The following is a 14,976-nucleotide window of genomic DNA, read 5'->3' as shown; positions in this document are numbered from 1 at the left end:
GAGATCATGAGCTTCATCGTCCGCAAGCTTGCGCGCACCGCCGACGGCCGGGAAATCGTCCGTTCCAAGAGCTTCAACCGTCCGCAGCTGACCGTCGGTCGCGGGACCGAGAGCGACATTCACCTGCCCGATCTGGCGGTGACGCTGCATCACGCGATGATCCGGCTGGTCGGCAACGGCCAGGTCGAGATTTCGGCGACCGCTGGGCTGCCCATCGTCGTCGACGGCAACCAGACCGAACATGTCACCGTCAACGCGATCAGCGGCGCCGACGTCCGTATCGGTTCGCACGACATCCGCGTGTCGGCGGGCGAGGGGGATGAGGCCGGTCAGGTCATCCTGACGGTCGAGCGCGTCGGCGCGATTTCCAATTCGTCCGAGGCGAAGGAGGAGGCGAAGGTCTTCTCGCTGGCCTCGGTGATCCCCGGCAAGCGCCCGCTGGCGTGGACCTTCGTGATCGCGATCCTCGCGATCTTCCTCGCCTGGCCGCTGGTCGCCAGCTTCTCGCGCGCCGAACCCGAAGCCGGCGCCGCGCGCGCCAAGAGCTTCCACGCCGATCAGATGTGGTCTTCGGGCGCGCTGTCGCAGGTCCACAAGGGCCTCGAAAATGATTGCCGCGCCTGCCACGTCAACGGCGGTAGCTCGGTGAAGGACGAGGCGTGCGCGGCCTGTCACACGGCGGTCCACGATCATGCCGATCCGGCGCGCCTGCAAGTCGCGATGGGCAAGGGCGGGATCGAAACCCGTTTCAAGCGCGTCGCCAACGGGCTGTTCAACCGTCCGCCGGGCCGCTGCGTCGAATGCCATACCGAGCATGAGGGCGCGACGGCGATGCCGGCGACCGACGAACGCTTCTGCACCAATTGCCACAAGGACATGAAGGGCCGGCTGACCGACACCAAGCTGGCCGATGCGGCCGACTTCGGGGATGATCACCCGCAATTCATGCCGACGCTGCGCATGGTGAGCGCGGCGGGCGTGCCCAGCGCGGCGCGCGTCTCGCTCGACGGCAAGCCGACCGAGAATAACGGCCTGAAATTCCCGCACGACATCCACCTGTCGGCCACCAATGGCGTCGCGCAGATGGCCAAGATGCTGGGCAAGGGCGAAGGCTATGGTCAGCCGCTGGCCTGCGCCAACTGCCACCGCCGCGACGCGACGGGCAGCAGCTTCGTCGCGGTCGACATGGAGGCCGATTGCCAGGCGTGCCACTCGCTCGATTTCGATGCGGTCGGCGGCACGATCCGCACGCTGCGGCATGGCGATCCGGCGCAGGTCGTCGCCGATATCCGCGCCTTCTATTCGTCGGGCGGCCAGTATCGCGCCGCGGCGACGCAGGGCATGGATCGCCGCCGTCCGGGCGCGTTCGCGAACCGGGCCGTCGCGGTCAATTATGCGCAGGGCCAGGTCGCGCGCGGCGGGACGGCGGACAGCGCGATCCGCGCGGTATTCTCGCCCGGCGGCGCCTGTTTCGACTGCCACGTCATCAAGCCGACGGGCGATGCGCGCACGCCCTTCGCGGTGGCGCCGGTGGTGCTGACCAAGCGGTACATGATGAAGGGCTGGTTCGATCACGCCGCGCATGACACCGAAAAGTGCGAAAGCTGCCACGCGGTGAAAACGTCGAAGCTGTCGAGCGACGTCAACCTGCCGAAGATCGCGCGTTGCCAGGATTGTCATGGCGGTCAGGACGCGCACAAGCAGGTGCCCTCGTCTTGCGCGATGTGCCATGATTATCACCGGAACGATTTCGCCCCGCTGATGGTTCGGAGCGGCAAGGTGCGCGGCAAAGCCGCGCAGCGGCTGGACGACAAGAGCAATGAAAAGGCTTCGGGCAGTTGAAACCAGATCGTTTCGGCGGACGTATTGGTTCAAATCGACGTTAAGTCTTACGAAGTGTGTTGTGTGTCACAGCGGGCGTGATGGGGAAGTGATGATCTTCCCATGCGTCCTGAAGGGGGGACGTAAAGGACCGCCGGACCGTCAGCCGGCCGCAGATATGGGATCGACGCGATGCTGATTGCCCAGCTGACCGACCTCCATCTCGGCTTCGAGATCGATTCGCCTGACGAGCTGAACCGCCATCGCCTCGACCAGGCGATCGCCTGGCTCGGCAAGCTGACGGTGAAGCCCGACATGCTGTTCCTGACCGGCGATCTGGTCGATCGCGGCGATGTGGCGAGCTACGAACGGCTGCGCGAGGCGATCGAGCCGTGCGACTTCCCCGTCTATCTGTGCGTGGGCAACCATGACGATCGCGCCGCGATGGCGCATGTCTTCCCCCACATTCCGCGCCCCGACGGCTTCGTCCAATATGTGATCGATAGTGATGCGGTGCGCTTCATCGTGATCGATACGCTGGGCGAGGACGGCCATCATGGCGGCGTCTTCTGCGAAACGCGCGCGGCGTGGCTGCGCGCGCGGCTGGCGGAAACGGGCACCAAGCCGGTGATGATCGTGCTGCACCATCCCCCGGTCGAAACCGGCATTCCGTGGATGTCGCCGGAACCCGATGCACGCTGGATCCAGACCCTCGACGCCGCGATCGGCGATCATCCCAACGTCACGATGATCTGCGGCCATATCCACCGCTCGATTTCGACCCGCTGGAAGGGCCGCCAACTCGCCATCTCGCCGTCGACGGCGCCGCAGGTCGCGCTCGATATGGCGCCGATCGATCCCGATTTGCCTGACGATCGCGCGATGATCGTCGCGGAGGCGCCCGGCGCAGCACTCCACCTGTGGACCGGCGACGCCTTTGCCACCCATCACAATGCGGTGGGCGAGCCGCTGGTCCTCGCGCGCTATGACGGCCGCTTCCAGCCGGTCGTCCGCCACATGTTCGACGAGCGCTTCGAAGATATGGGGGAGGGGCAACACGCCCCTTTCAGGATGGCGGCGGCCGAATAACGCCGGGGCAGGGATAGAAGCGGCGGACGAACCGAAGTCCGCCCGCCCGGTTTCCGCAACTGTATCAGCGCGCGACAGCCAGCATCAGCAGGTGTGACGACAGGGGCGCTGTCTCGGCGATGGCGAGCGGGCTGCGGAACAGATCGCGCAATTCTCCTTCAGCGAAGCGGTGCGAGACGAGCGCCAGATGCCGTCCGTCGGCCATCACGATGTCGATCCGGTCGCCAGGATCATCCTGCCGCATGGCACGCGCCCGGCCGATCGGCTGGACATAGATGGTCGGATGATCGTCGGCCGCGCGCACCGTCAGCAACAAAGCGTGCCGGGTGACGCGGCCTAGATGCGCCGCCACGTCCGCCAGCATCTCGCGCGGCACATGGTTGAGCACGCTGTAGAGGCAGAGCGTGATGTCGAACGCCCGATCGGGCAGATCGTCGAGTGCGGTCACGATGTCGCCGGTCACGAAATGCAGGCGGATATGATCGTCGCTGATGTCGAGCGCGTGCCGTGTGGCATGGACGATCATCTCCGGCGCGATATCGAACCCCCGGCATTCGACCGAGGCGAAGCCGAGTTGCCGCGCACGCCGCGCGATGCGGAGCAGCCACAGGCCCGGTCCGCATCCCGCATCGAGGATGCGGATATGGTCGCGGCCGGCGGCACGCATCGCCACCATTTCGCCGTCGAGCCGCGCCCAGATCTCCGCATCGAGCAGGCCGGGGCGATGATCGAGACCCAGCGGATCGCGCGGCTCGCCATCGACCTGATCGAGGAAGGCGAAGCTGTAGGCATCATAAGCCGCCGCCGTCATCTCGCGCAGCGTGATCGCGGTCATCGCGGCTTCGGCTCCGGCTTGGCGGGCTGTTCCGCCGCATCCTCCTTCGGATCGACCGCCTGCCAGAAATCGCGCAGGCTCAACCGACCGAGCAGCCGACGCTGCCGGCGCGCGGCGCGATCGGCCATCAATGTGGCGCGAAGGGACAGATCCTCGTTCATGCGGCTTGCTCCATCGGGGGCATGAGGGGGCAGGGCAAAGGTTGCCCTGCAATGACGATGGTCGCGCCGGGAAAGGCGCAGCATTCGGTCTGTGCAAAGTGCAACGCGGCATCGCGCGATACGAAGATGCCGCCCATCAGGCCGTGATTTTCGCGGACCAGCCAATGGCCCTCCACGTCCTGACCAACGATAAGGCAGGTGTCGCAGCTACGTTGGTCTTCCTCGGGCATATAATACTCGTCTTCAGCGGCGGCATTCTGTGCCGTCGCGACAAGGATTATGGGCCGCCCCATAGCTATTCGAGTGGAGCGGCCGGCGGCATCCATTGGGATTTCATAGTGTTGCGACAGGCCGTGGCGCGTTGCGACGAACCGTGGCGACACCCTATGCAAATGCTATGCGGATGCCGGATCGCCCGGCTCGCAAAGCTATGCGCGCGTCGGCACATCGAACGCATGAGAATGCGCCGCCCTATCGATGATGACGACTGGATTTCGATCGAACCCGGCAACCCCCGTTCGGGCCCGTTCGATCCGTTGTTCGACTTTCTGGGCGCGACCAAGCCGCTGACATTGATCGCGGTGGTGTGCGGCTTCATCGCCGCGGTGGCGGGGATCGCCGAGCTGCTGCGCTAATTCTGCATGCTTTCCAATCTTGACAATGTTCTCTATTTGTTCTAATTGGGAGCGTTTCGAAATATCAAGGTCGAGTCGAGCCCTTCGCCAAAAGGGAGCGGATGTCGATCTGTTTTGGGGAAAGCCATGAACCGCGTCGATTCTTCCGCTGACGAAGTCGTGATCGAAATTCTCGCGCTCGATCGTGGCGGCGCTCGCTTGTGGGGCATGAGCGCTTCTCCCCACTCGTCATTGCGAGGAGCCGCAGGCGACGCGGCAATCCAGGCCCGCATTTGAGACAGGTCGCGAGCCTCTCCCATGTAGGCCTGGATTGCTTCGCTACGCTCGCAATGACGCGTGGGGATAATGCGCTGTTTTTACAGCGAGAATCCAAAGGCCACAAAAGCCGCAACCATATTGGCCTTCACCGTTACACGGATCGCCGCTTCACTGGCGCGCGAGCAGCCCGCGCCGTTTTTGGTTCCCCCAGGTCGAACGGCCGCTCAGGAACGCGATCCAGCCCCACGCCGCGCCGACATGGCGCAGCAGCTGGAAGGTGAAGGGCTCGATCAGCGAGGTCAGCAGGATGCGCGCGCTGCCTTCGGGCACCATCCCGCCCGACCAGCGGCGATAGAGGCGGATCGACCAGAAGTGGAAGCTGAGATCGAGCACCACTTTGGCCAGCATCACCCCCAGGATCGGCAGGACCAGCACGAAGCGCCCCGTCACCACGAAGCCGGCCAGCAGGACAAACGCGACGAGACCGTAGAGCGGCTGCACCGTATCGAGCGCCTTGACCGGCAGCATCATCGTGCCGAGCCGGCCGAAGCGCGGATTGCCGACCATGTCGCGGTTCCAATATTGGGTCTGCAGGAAGCCGCCGAACCAGCGCCGCCGCTGCCGCAGGAAGGGGATCAGGCGCGCGGGCGCATCGGTCTGCGCGCGGGCTTCGCCCAGCACGCGGATCGTCCACCCCAGATCATTGTCGCACGACCAGCGGTGGAGCCGGTGGATCAGTTCATAATCCTCGACCATGCAATCGGGATCGAACCCGCCGACCGCAACCACGGCTTCGCGCCGGAAACCCGCAAAGGCGCCCGAGATCAGCAGGAGGCCGTTCACCTGCATCCACGCGAAGCGCGAGATGAAGTTGCGGACATATTCGTAGGTCTGGAACCATTCGAAGATGCGGCCGGTGACGCTGTGGTCGCAGATCGGGCCGAGCAGCCCGGTTGCCGCCACCAAAGCGGGATCGCGGCGGAAGGCGGCGCGCATCGCGGCGATGGCGTTGGGCAGCAGGATCGTGTCGGCATCGACCGTCAGCACGATATCGCTGTCGATCTTTTCCAGCACGGCGTTGAGCGCGCCGGCCTTGCCCGCCTGTTCGACACGCAGCCAGCGCAGCGAGGGGAGGACGGGCGAGGTCGCGATCTCGCCATATGGCGCGGGTTCAAGGCCGAAGGCTTCGGCGAGGACCGCCGGGGTCGCGTCGGTCGATCCGTTGTCGGCGATCAGGATGATGTCGGGCGCTTCGGCCTGCGCTGCGAGCGCCTTCACCGTCGCGACCAGCACCGCCTGTTCGTTATGCGCGGCGAGCAGGACGGCGAGCGTTTCGGGCACCGCGACGGGCGGGGGCGGCGGCAGCGTCTGCTGGCGATGGAGCGACCAGGTCATCACCGCGACGAAGCCGAGCAGGAAGGTGTCGTAGCCGATATAGGCAAGGCCCACGCTCCACGCGAACAGGCCCGTCTGGCGCCACGCCATATCCACCAGCACCGCGAGCAGGACCAGGGCCCCGACATGGAGGAGGACGCTGACGATCGTGAAGGGCGGGCGGTTCAGCCGCGGCGAATAGGCCGCGAACCGGGCGTCGAGCGGGGTCGGGGAAAGCATCGCCTGGGACGTATCCGAAAAAACATGTTACGCGGGCGAACCGGGTGGCCGTTCGCGCCGGTCGCTCTATGATCCTTTTGCGATCCACCCGCAATTGCGCTTTCTGCCGGGGGCCGAGTGACGCCGATGAACGACATGAACCTTCCCCGCTATACGACCACCGCGATCGTCCTCCATTGGGTGCTGGCGGTGCTGATGATCGGCAATCTTCTGGTCGGCCTCTATTTCACCAAGCTGCCCGACGAATGGATCCGCCCGGTGCTCGATACGCACAAGTCGACCGGGATCGCGATCCTCGGCCTCGTCCTGCTGCGCGTGCTGTGGCGGTTGGGGCATAAGCCGCCGCCTTTCTCGCACGGTATGGCGGCATGGGAGCGGGTGGCCGCGCATGTCGCGCATTTCGGGCTCTACGCCTTCATGCTGCTGATGCCGCTGACCGGATGGTTCATGGATTCGGCGTGGAAGGATGCGGGCAGCCACCCGATGTTCTTCTTCGGCGCGTTCGAATGGCCGCGGATCGGCTATTTTCTCAATATGCCGCTGGAGCAGAAGGATTACTGGCACGATCTGTTCGGCGCGATCCACCAATATGCGGGCTATGCCTTGTTCTGGCTGATCATTCTGCACGTCGCAGGCGCGCTCAAACACCAGTTCATCGATCGCGAACCCGAATTTCAGCGGATGTGGCCCCGCTGACGGGATGAACCGGGGTCTTTCGCTGACCCCTCCGATTTGGCGGAACAGAAACAGTCGCGGATGTTGGCGCGCGCCGATCGCCGCCTATATGCGTTCTGACATTATAGAAACGAAGAAGGGCAGGACGGGATGTCGCTGTTTGACGACGATGAAGAAGCGCTGGATTCGAACGGCAAGCTGATCGTGCCGGATGAGGTGCAGGATGCGATCCGCACCCTGATCACATGGTCGGGCGATGATCCCACCCGTGAAGGGCTGGTCGACACGCCGTCGCGCGTGGCGCGGGCGTGGCGCGAATATTGCCAGGGCTATGGCGAGGATCCCTCGCATCATCTGAGCCGCACCTTCGAGGAAGTGGGCGGCTATGACGAGATCGTGCTGCTGAAGAAGATCCCGTTCCAGTCGCATTGCGAACATCACATGGCGCCGATCATCGGCCATGCGCACATCGCCTATCTGCCGCATCAGCGCGTCGTCGGCATCTCGAAGCTGGCGCGCGTGCTGCAGGGCTATGCCCGTCGCCTCCAGATTCAGGAGCGGCTGACGGCCGAGATCGCCGACTGCATCTGGACGCATCTCGAACCCGTCGGCGTCGCGGTTGTGATCGAGGCGAGCCATGCGTGCATGACGGCGCGCGGCGTGCGCACCCCCGGCGTGTCGATGACGACCAGCCGGATGATGGGCGTCTTCCGCGAGGACGAGCGCAGCCGCAAGGAAGTGCTCAGCCTGATGGGGTTCGAGTAAGCCCGCGTCATCCCGGCGGAGGCCGGGATCTCAGCGAGCATCTAGGCGCATGTTTGTCGCATGAGCCTCCTGAGATCCCGGCCTCCGCCGGGATGACGTGTCAGGCCAGCTCCACCGCCACGGCGGTCGCTTCGCCGCCGCCGATGCACAGGCTTGCGACGCCCTTCGTACCGCCGCGCGCCTTGAGCGCCGCGAGAAGCGTCGCGATGATGCGCGCGCCCGAGGCGCCGATCGGGTGGCCGAGCGCGGTCGCGCCGCCGTTGACGTTGAGCTTGTCCGACGGGATGTCGAGTTCGCGCTGCGCGATCATCGCGACGACCGCGAAGGCTTCGTTGACCTCGAACAGATCGACGTCGCCGACCGACCAGCCCGCCTTGTCCAGTACCTTGCGGATCGCGGGGACGGGGGCGGTGGTGAACAAGCCGGGTTCGTGCGCATGCGCCGCCTGCGCGACGACGCGCGCGACGACGGGCAGGCCGAGCTTCTTCGCAATGCTCTCGCGCGTCATCACCAAGGCAGCGGCGCCGTCGGAGATCGACGAGGCGTTGGCGGCGGTGACGGTGCCGTCCTTGACGAAGGCGGGCTTGAGCGTCGGGATCTTTTCGGGCTTCGCCTTGCCCGGCTGTTCGTCGGTGTCGACGATCGTGTCGCCGGCGCGGCCCTTGACCGTGACGGGCACGATCTCGCCGGCGAAGGCGCCGGTGGTGATCGCTTCGTTGGCGCGCGAGAGCGAGCGGAGCGCATAGTCGTCCTGCGCTTCGCGGGTGAACTGGTAATTGCGGGCGGTCTCGTCGGCGAATTCGCCCATCAGCTTGCCGGTGTAAGCGTCCTCGAGGCCGTCGAGATACATGACGTCCTTGATCGCATCATGGCCCATGCGCGCGCCGCCGCGATGCTTGGTCATAACGTAGGGCGCCTGCGACATGCTCTCCATGCCGCCCGCGACGACGATGTCGGCGGATCCGGCGGCGATCGCATCGGCGGCCATCATCGCGGCCTTCATGCCCGAACCGCACATCTTGTTGACCGTGGTCGCCTCGACCGACAGCGGCAGGCCCGCGCCGACCGCCGCCTGACGCGCCGGCGCCTGCTTCAGCCCATGCGGCAGGACGCAGCCCATATAGATGCGGTCGACGGCATCGCCGGACACGCCCGCGCGCTCGATCGCGGCCTTGACCGCGACGGCGCCGAGATCGGTCGCGCTGACAGTAGAAAGGGCGCCCTGAAACCCGCCCATCGGGGTGCGGGCATAGGACACGATGACGACGGGATCGGATGTGTTGCTCATGGTCTCAATATGGTGATGGGGTGTCGGTTTTGAAGATCAGGCGGCGGCCAGCATTTCCTTGAGCGGAACGCTGGCATCGGCGAGCTTTTCGGGGGCGATTTCGGCGCCAGCGACGACCAAAGCCTTGCCCTGCACATAGTCCTTCACGACGTTGACGCAGTCGAGCGCGATCACCTTGCCTTGGCGCAGATAGACCAGCGTGAACGCACGCGTCGCCGGATCGCCGCGCAGCACGGTCTGGTCGTAGCCGGTCGACAGGCCCACCGTCTGGAGCCGCAGATCATATTGGTTCGACCAGAACCACGGAACGGCGTGATAGGGCTCGGTGCCGCCCAGGATCGCCTTGACCGCGGTGGTCGCCTGATCATTGGCGTTCTGGACCGATTCCAGCCGCATCGTGATGCCGTCGGCAAAGTCATTCTTGTGGAGCGCGCAGTCTCCGATCGCCCAGATATCGGGAAGCGAGGTGCGGCACAGTTCGTCGACCGCGACGCCATTGCCCCCCTCGGCCCCCGCCGCGATCAAAGGCTCGACCGCCGGGATGATGCCGATGCCGACGATCACCATATCGGCGGGCAGGACGCTGCCGTCGGCGAGGCGCACGCCGGTGGCCTTGCCGTCCTTCTCCTCAATGCAATCGACCGTCACGCCCAGCCGGACATCGACGCCGTGCGCGCGATGCTCGGCCTCGTAGAAGCGCGACAGCGGTTCGGCGGCGACGCGCGCGAGGACGCGATCGAGCGCCTCCAGAACGGTGACGTGCTTGCCGAATTTGGAGAGGACGGCTGCCGCCTCCAGCCCGATATAGCCGCCGCCGATCACGACGACGCGTTCGGTGGTCGCCAGTTCGTCCATCATCCGATCGGCATCGGCGCGGGTGCGGACGCCGTGGACGCCCTTCAGATCATGGCCCGAACAGACGAGCTTGCGCGGCGCGCCGCCGGTCGCCCAGATCAGCTTGCCGTAGGTGACGGTGGAGCCGTCTTCCAGCGTCAGCAGATGCGCGGTCGGATCGACCGCCGTCACCTTGCGGTTGAGCAGCATGTCGATGTTGCGATCGGCCCAGAAGGTCGCCGGGCGGATCAGGATGCGGTCGAACGTCTTGTCGCCGGAGAAATATTCCTTCGACAGCGGCGGGCGCTCATAGGGGACTTCGGGTTCCTCGCCGATCACCGCGACGCTGCCTTCGAACTTCTGCGTGCGAAGCTGCAACGCGGCCTGCGCGCCGCCATGCCCCGCGCCCACGATCACGACATCATAGCTGGTGGTCATCGATATCCCCGAAATTCCGTTGGTGGCGATGTGCGGTCGAAGCGGCCACTTGTCCAGTTCTCACTCGTCATTGCGAGGCGGAGCCGAAGCAATCCAGTCCGCAGTTCGGAGTGGATTGCCACGTCGCCTCCGGCTCCTCGCAATGACGAGGAGAGGTCAAGCCAGGATGCGCTTGCGAACCTCGACCTTGCTGGTGCCGAGCATCGAGATCAGGTGCGCGCGCTTCAGGAAGAGGTGCGCGTCGCACTCCGCCGTGAAGCCCATGCCGCCGTGGATCTGGATGTTCTGCTTGGCATTCGCCAGCGCCGCTTCGCCCGCGAGCAGGCGCGCGCAGGCGACTTCGACGCCGTCATCATTGCCCCGACCGAAGGTGACGGCGGTGTGATAGCATTGCGTCTCGGCACCCGCTGCGCGCAAGGCAAGATCGGCGCACTGGTGCTTGATCGCCTGGAATGCGCCGATCGGCTGGCCGAATTGCTCGCGCGTCTTGGCATAGTCGACCGCCATGTCGCGCGTCGCGCCGGCAAGGCCCGCCATATAGGTGGCGAGCAGCAGCGAGAGGCGATCGACCTCCGCGCCGCCCGACAGCGCGGCATCGGTCGAAACCTTGGCGACCGCGACGGTTTCGTCGATCAGCTCGACCGGTTCGGCCGCGCCCAACGAGTCGATCGCGACGAGCGCCGCGCCGCCCTTGCCGACCACGACGGCGTGGGTCGCGCCTTCGCCGTCGATCAGGTGCGCGCCGCCATCGAAGGCGTTGACGAAGGCCGCGCGCGCCTCACCGCTCATCAAAGCGGGGCGGGTGGCGTCGTCGGCGAGGTGGACCGCGATCATCTGCGCGACGATCGAGGGCGAGGCGAGGTGGGCGCCCAGCGCCTTCGCGACGATCACTTCCTCGGGCAGGCCATAGCCGATGCCGCCGCGTTCTTCGGCGAGACCCAGGCCGAACAGGCCGAGTTCGACAAGGTCGCCCCAGATCGCGCGTTCGACCGCACCGCCATGCGCATGGGCTTCGCGTAGGCGATCGACCGGCAGCTTGTCGGCCAGAAGGCCGCGGATGCTGTCCTCGACGAGCTGCTGTTCCTCGGTGGGGGTGAGATTGACGATCATCGTGCGGAAGGTCCCTTGGGCAGGCCGAGCACGCGCTCGCCAATGGCATTGCGGCGGATTTCGTTGGTGCCGCCACCAATGCCCCATTTGAAGCATTCGAGATATTCGAGCGGATAATCGGGCATGCCATGCCGTTCGAGCGCGGACGGCCCGAACAGTTCGAGCGCATAGCCGTTCACCCGGCGGGTCAGTTCGGCGAAGTGGAGCGCGACGATATTGCCCTCAGCACCCGGCACAGCCTCGCTCATCCCGCGCGAAATCTGCGCGACGGTGAGCGAGCGGAGCGCCGCCACTTCGGCCTTGAGCGTCGCGAGGTCGGCGCCGGTCGCGTCGTCGAGCAGACCCTTGGCCTTGGCTTCGGCGATCATGTCGTCGGTGCGCTTCGAAAGCTCGATCTGGTGGGGGACTGTGCCGGTGCCGCGCTCGAAACCGAGCGTCGTCATCGCGACCTTCCAGCCGCCATTCACTTCACCCACCACGTTCGACAGCGGGATGCGGACATCGTCGTAGAAGGTCTGCGCGAAGTGGGTCAGGCCCGACATCGCCTTGATCGGCCGCACCTCGACGCCCGGCGTCTCCATGTCGCAGATCACCCAGCTAATCCCCTTGTGGCGCGGCAGATCGGGATCGGTACGGACGAGCAATTCCTGCTGTTTGGCGAGGTGGCCGTAGGTCGTCCAGATCTTCGTGCCGTTGACGACCAGATGATCGCCGTCGATCACCGCGCGGCATTTGAGCGCCGACAGATCGGACCCTGCGCCCGGCTCCGAAAAGCCCTGGCACCAATTTTCCTCGCCCTTCAGGATCGCGGGCAGATAACGCTGCTTCTGCGCCTCGTTCCCCGAATTGATCAGGGTCGGGCCGGCATGGCTCAGCGCCACGAACATGCTGCCCGAAACCGGGCCGTTCGCGCGGGCATATTCCTCATGCCAGATTAGGGTTTCGAGCACCGATGCGCCGCGCCCGCCATAGTCCTTGGGCCAGCTGATGCCTGCCCAGCCGCCATCATATTGGCGGCGCTGCCACGCGAGATCGAAGTCGCGCATCGCGGCGCCATCATGCGGGCGGGGTTCTTTCGGGACATTGTCGGCAAGCCAGTCGCGGACTTCCTCACGGAAGGCGTCCAGCTCGGCGCTATCGATGATCTTCATTGGAAAAGAGCCTTAACCTCGGGCAGTGAAACCTTCATCGACGCATTGCGCGGCAGCGCGTCGACCATGCGAAAATCGACCGGAACCTGATAGGCGACGAGCCGGTCCTTGAGCCAATGTTTGAGTGCGGCCGCATCGGCACTCTGGCCGCGCCGCAGTTCGATCGCGGCGACCGGAACTTCGCCCAGCCGCGCGTCGTCGATCCCCACTACGGCCGCATCGGCGATGGCGGGATGCTCGCGCAGCGTGGCGGCGACCTGATCGGGGACGATCTTGAATCCGCCCCGGTTGATCGCCCCGTCGGCGCGGCCGTGGAGAAACAGGAAGCCGTCGGCGTCGAGCGAGGCGAAATCGTTGGTGCGGACGAAATCGGGCCCGATCCGTTCGACCTGCGCTTCGAGCAGGCCGACCTCGCCGGGTGGGAGCGCGATGCCGGTGTCGCGATCGACGATGCGTAGGGTCGCGCCGGGGCTGGGCATGCCCGCGCTGCCGCGCTTGTCCGCGCCGAAGCGGCGATAGGTGTCGAGCGTCCAGTTGGCGATCACGCCGCCAAACTCGGTCGCGCCGAAGGCGGGGAGGGCGGGGATGCCGAAGCGATCCTCGAACGCTACCTGCAGCGCCTCATCGAGCTTGCCCCCGCCGACGGCGACGAGGCTGAGGCTGGAGAGCCATTCGGCCGGGATATCCGAATCGAGCAGCATGCGGACGCCCGCAGGGGGCACGGTGCCACGGCTCGGGCGATGATCGCGCACCGCCTCCGCCCAGACGAGCGGATCAAAGCGTTCGAGGATCACGAGCCGCTGTCGCCAGACGAGCGGGGGAACGGCGTAGGCCAGCCCTGCGATATTGCCGAGCGGGTGGACCATCACCTGCGGCGCGGAAACTTCGGAGGTTCCCGCATAAGCCGACTTGGTGCCCGCGACCGCGCCCGCGATCGTCGACCACGGCAGGCCGCTGCGCCGGGGGGCGCCGGTGGTGCCGGAGGACAGGAGTTCGAGGCCGATATCGGGCATGGCTGCGCGGAACGGACCCGCGCCGCGCGGCACCAGCACCTCGACCGAGCCGTCACCGATCGCGATCGCCTGCGATCCGACCGATCGTGCGGCTGCGAGCGCCTCGGGCGTCCAGTCCTCGGCATCGGCGACGATCGCGGGGAGGCGCAGCGTCTCGATATCGCTCGCGATCCCGGCCGGGCTTTGCGCGGCGTAGATCATCGATGTCGTGCGCTGCGCCATCAGCGTCGCAGCGAAGGCGGCGATATGCTGCGGCCGGTTGCGCGCGACCAGTCCTACCGTGTGGGCATCGCCCAGAGCGTCGTCGATCCTGTTCGCGATGTCCGCGACCCAATCCCAGCTGCGCCAGCGCCCGCCGAAAGCGAGCGCATCGTCCGCGCCGCCGCTTTCGACGGTGGCGCGGATCGCAGCTGGGAGGTCCAGCGTCACGGGCGCTTACTTGCCGGTGAAGACCGGCGTGCGCTTGTCGGCGAAGGCGTTGATCGCCTCGCGATGGTCGAGCGAGAGGTGCGACATCGTCTCGTAGCCGAGATGCGCCTCGATCATCGTGTCGAGCTTCTGGCGCAGGTCCATGTTGATCGACTTCTTGGTCAGCTTCACCGCGACAGCGGGCAGCGCCGCGATCGTCTCCGCAATCTCCTGCACGCGCGCGTCGAGCGCTTCGGCGGGGACGGCTTCGGTGATCAGGCCGATTTCGGCGGCTTCCTTACCGGTGATCGGCTTGCCGGTGAGCAGGTAGAGCTTGGCGCGCGCGTGGCCGATGATCGCGGGCCAGATCACCGCACCGCCATCGCCTGCCACCAGGCCGACATTGACGTGGGTGTCGGCGATCTTCGCCGTGTCCTTGGCGACGATGATGTCGCTGAAGAGAGCGAGGGTCGAACCCAGGCCGGTCGCGGCGCCGTTCACCTTGCAGATCAAAGGCTGCGGCAGATCGACGACGTTGTAGAGGATCGCGCGCGCCTCACGCATCGCTTCCAACCAACGGACATGATCGTCCAGCCGATCGCGCATGTCGACGATGTCGCCGCCCGCCGAGAAGCAGCGGCCTTCGCCGGTCAGGATCACGACATTGCAGTCGGGATCGCGGCCGATTTCGGGAAAGGCGCGCTCCAGCTCCTGGTGCATCTGGGGGTTGGTGGCGTTCATCACCTCGGGGCGATTGAGCGTGATCGTGATGATCTTGCCCTCGCGCGTGATCTTTATCGTCTCGTAACCCTCATAGACGTGCACGTCGGCATCTCCCTCGATTTGCCCCTTGTTGGGCAGCGCCGTAGCGGATATCGCGA

Annotated in this window: 16 protein-coding genes; 6 read left to right on the top strand and 10 right to left on the bottom strand. The window is 65.9% G+C overall.

Annotation, left to right across the window (positions count from 1 at the left end):
- Nucleotides 1-6: 6 nt before the first annotated feature.
- Together EOD43_RS11905 and EOD43_RS11900 are read left to right on the top strand one after the other, a co-directional pair.
- Nucleotides 7-1,842 carry a cytochrome c3 family protein gene (locus EOD43_RS11905; protein ID WP_127744051.1) on the top strand — a complete coding sequence of 612 codons (1,836 nt, stop codon included), beginning with the start codon at nt 7-9 and terminating at the stop codon, nt 1,840-1,842.
- Nucleotides 1,843-2,013: 171 nt separating this feature from the next.
- Nucleotides 2,014-2,910, top strand: coding sequence for a phosphodiesterase (locus tag EOD43_RS11900; protein WP_127744049.1), 897 nt, complete (start codon nt 2,014-2,016; stop codon nt 2,908-2,910).
- A 64-nt stretch (nt 2,911-2,974) separates the two neighbouring features.
- On the opposite strand, the gene EOD43_RS11895 is transcribed toward EOD43_RS11900, so the two are convergent.
- The 3 genes from EOD43_RS11895 to EOD43_RS11890 are packed head-to-tail and all read right to left on the bottom strand — an operon-like array spanning nt 2,975 to nt 4,136.
- Nucleotides 2,975-3,745 carry a class I SAM-dependent methyltransferase gene (locus tag EOD43_RS11895; RefSeq protein WP_164857213.1) on the bottom strand — a complete coding sequence of 257 codons (771 nt, stop codon included), beginning with the start codon at nt 3,743-3,745 and terminating at the stop codon, nt 2,975-2,977.
- Nucleotides 3,742-3,906, bottom strand: a complete 165-nt coding sequence (locus EOD43_RS23665) for a hypothetical protein (protein ID WP_164857212.1) — start codon at nt 3,904-3,906, stop codon at nt 3,742-3,744. Before EOD43_RS23665 ends, EOD43_RS11895 begins: the two co-directional genes overlap by 4 nt.
- A complete protein-coding gene (locus EOD43_RS11890) occupies nt 3,903-4,136 on the bottom strand; it encodes a hypothetical protein (protein WP_127744046.1) in 234 nt (77 codons plus the stop codon). The genes EOD43_RS23665 and EOD43_RS11890 overlap by 4 nt, the downstream gene beginning before the upstream one ends.
- A 231-nt stretch (nt 4,137-4,367) precedes the next feature.
- Here EOD43_RS11890 and EOD43_RS11885 point away from each other — a divergent pair, with 231 nt between their 5' ends.
- Nucleotides 4,368-4,541, top strand: coding sequence for a hypothetical protein (locus EOD43_RS11885; protein WP_164857211.1), 174 nt, complete (start codon nt 4,368-4,370; stop codon nt 4,539-4,541).
- 126 nt (nt 4,542-4,667) lie between these two features.
- The gene (locus EOD43_RS23660) at nt 4,668-4,817 is read left to right on the top strand and encodes a hypothetical protein (RefSeq protein WP_164857210.1); all 150 of its coding nucleotides are present in this window, start codon (nt 4,668-4,670) and stop codon (nt 4,815-4,817) included.
- A gap of 150 nt (nt 4,818-4,967) precedes the next feature.
- On the opposite strand, the gene EOD43_RS11880 is transcribed toward EOD43_RS23660, so the two are convergent.
- Nucleotides 4,968-6,413, bottom strand: a complete 1,446-nt coding sequence (locus EOD43_RS11880; protein ID WP_127744042.1) for a glycosyltransferase family 2 protein — start codon at nt 6,411-6,413, stop codon at nt 4,968-4,970.
- A gap of 126 nt (nt 6,414-6,539) precedes the next feature.
- Here EOD43_RS11880 and EOD43_RS11875 point away from each other — a divergent pair, with 126 nt between their 5' ends.
- Both EOD43_RS11875 and folE read left to right on the top strand, forming a co-directional pair.
- Entirely contained in the window at nt 6,540-7,109 is a 570-nt protein-coding gene (locus EOD43_RS11875) for a cytochrome b (RefSeq protein ID WP_127744040.1), read from the top strand.
- 129 nt (nt 7,110-7,238) lie between these two features.
- Nucleotides 7,239-7,853 carry a GTP cyclohydrolase I FolE gene (folE, locus tag EOD43_RS11870; protein ID WP_127744038.1) on the top strand — a complete coding sequence of 205 codons (615 nt, stop codon included), beginning with the start codon at nt 7,239-7,241 and terminating at the stop codon, nt 7,851-7,853.
- Nucleotides 7,854-7,953: 100 nt separating this feature from the next.
- On the opposite strand, the gene EOD43_RS11865 is transcribed toward folE, so the two are convergent.
- The 6 genes from EOD43_RS11865 to EOD43_RS11840 form a co-directional block, all read right to left on the bottom strand.
- Nucleotides 7,954-9,141, bottom strand: coding sequence for an acetyl-CoA C-acyltransferase (locus tag EOD43_RS11865; RefSeq protein WP_127744036.1), 1,188 nt, complete (start codon nt 9,139-9,141; stop codon nt 7,954-7,956).
- Nucleotides 9,142-9,177: 36 nt separating this feature from the next.
- Entirely contained in the window at nt 9,178-10,413 is a 1,236-nt protein-coding gene (locus EOD43_RS11860; RefSeq protein WP_127744034.1) for an NAD(P)/FAD-dependent oxidoreductase, read from the bottom strand.
- A gap of 156 nt (nt 10,414-10,569) precedes the next feature.
- Nucleotides 10,570-11,523, bottom strand: coding sequence for an acyl-CoA dehydrogenase family protein (locus EOD43_RS11855; RefSeq protein ID WP_164857209.1), 954 nt, complete (start codon nt 11,521-11,523; stop codon nt 10,570-10,572).
- Complete coding sequence (locus EOD43_RS11850; protein WP_127744031.1) at nt 11,520-12,674, bottom strand: acyl-CoA dehydrogenase family protein; 1,155 nt, start codon at nt 12,672-12,674, stop codon at nt 11,520-11,522. Before EOD43_RS11850 ends, EOD43_RS11855 begins: the two co-directional genes overlap by 4 nt.
- Complete coding sequence (locus EOD43_RS11845) at nt 12,671-14,116, bottom strand: class I adenylate-forming enzyme family protein (RefSeq protein ID WP_127744029.1); 1,446 nt, start codon at nt 14,114-14,116, stop codon at nt 12,671-12,673. Before EOD43_RS11845 ends, EOD43_RS11850 begins: the two co-directional genes overlap by 4 nt.
- Before the next feature lie 6 nt (nt 14,117-14,122).
- Complete coding sequence (locus EOD43_RS11840; protein ID WP_240653163.1) at nt 14,123-14,920, bottom strand: enoyl-CoA hydratase/isomerase family protein; 798 nt, start codon at nt 14,918-14,920, stop codon at nt 14,123-14,125.
- Nucleotides 14,921-14,976 lie beyond the last annotated feature (56 nt).

It is taken from the genome of Sphingomonas crocodyli, from assembly GCF_004005865.1.
Taxonomy (GTDB): domain Bacteria; phylum Pseudomonadota; class Alphaproteobacteria; order Sphingomonadales; family Sphingomonadaceae; genus Rhizorhabdus; species Rhizorhabdus crocodyli.
This window is presented reverse-complemented; position numbering and strand designations above follow the sequence as displayed.

Excerpts from the sequence above, each read along its gene's own strand:
- EOD43_RS11905 (WP_127744051.1), top strand. The coding sequence starts at position 7 with ATGAGCTTCATCGTCCGCAAGCTTGCGCGCACCGCCGACGGCCGGGAA.
- EOD43_RS11900 (WP_127744049.1), top strand. The coding sequence starts at position 2,014 with ATGCTGATTGCCCAGCTGACCGACCTCCATCTCGGCTTCGAGATCGAT.
- EOD43_RS11895 (WP_164857213.1), bottom strand. The coding sequence starts at position 3,745 with ATGACCGCGATCACGCTGCGCGAGATGACGGCGGCGGCTTATGATGCC.
- EOD43_RS23665 (WP_164857212.1), bottom strand. The coding sequence starts at position 3,906 with ATGAACGAGGATCTGTCCCTTCGCGCCACATTGATGGCCGATCGCGCC.
- EOD43_RS11890 (WP_127744046.1), bottom strand. The coding sequence starts at position 4,136 with ATGCCCGAGGAAGACCAACGTAGCTGCGACACCTGCCTTATCGTTGGT.
- EOD43_RS11885 (WP_164857211.1), top strand. The coding sequence starts at position 4,368 with ATGCGCCGCCCTATCGATGATGACGACTGGATTTCGATCGAACCCGGC.
- EOD43_RS23660 (WP_164857210.1), top strand. The coding sequence starts at position 4,668 with ATGAACCGCGTCGATTCTTCCGCTGACGAAGTCGTGATCGAAATTCTC.
- EOD43_RS11880 (WP_127744042.1), bottom strand. The coding sequence starts at position 6,413 with ATGCTTTCCCCGACCCCGCTCGACGCCCGGTTCGCGGCCTATTCGCCG.
- EOD43_RS11875 (WP_127744040.1), top strand. The coding sequence starts at position 6,540 with ATGAACGACATGAACCTTCCCCGCTATACGACCACCGCGATCGTCCTC.
- folE (WP_127744038.1), top strand. The coding sequence starts at position 7,239 with ATGTCGCTGTTTGACGACGATGAAGAAGCGCTGGATTCGAACGGCAAG.
- EOD43_RS11865 (WP_127744036.1), bottom strand. The coding sequence starts at position 9,141 with ATGAGCAACACATCCGATCCCGTCGTCATCGTGTCCTATGCCCGCACC.
- EOD43_RS11860 (WP_127744034.1), bottom strand. The coding sequence starts at position 10,413 with ATGACCACCAGCTATGATGTCGTGATCGTGGGCGCGGGGCATGGCGGC.
- EOD43_RS11855 (WP_164857209.1), bottom strand. The coding sequence starts at position 11,523 with ATGATCGTCAATCTCACCCCCACCGAGGAACAGCAGCTCGTCGAGGAC.
- EOD43_RS11850 (WP_127744031.1), bottom strand. The coding sequence starts at position 12,674 with ATGAAGATCATCGATAGCGCCGAGCTGGACGCCTTCCGTGAGGAAGTC.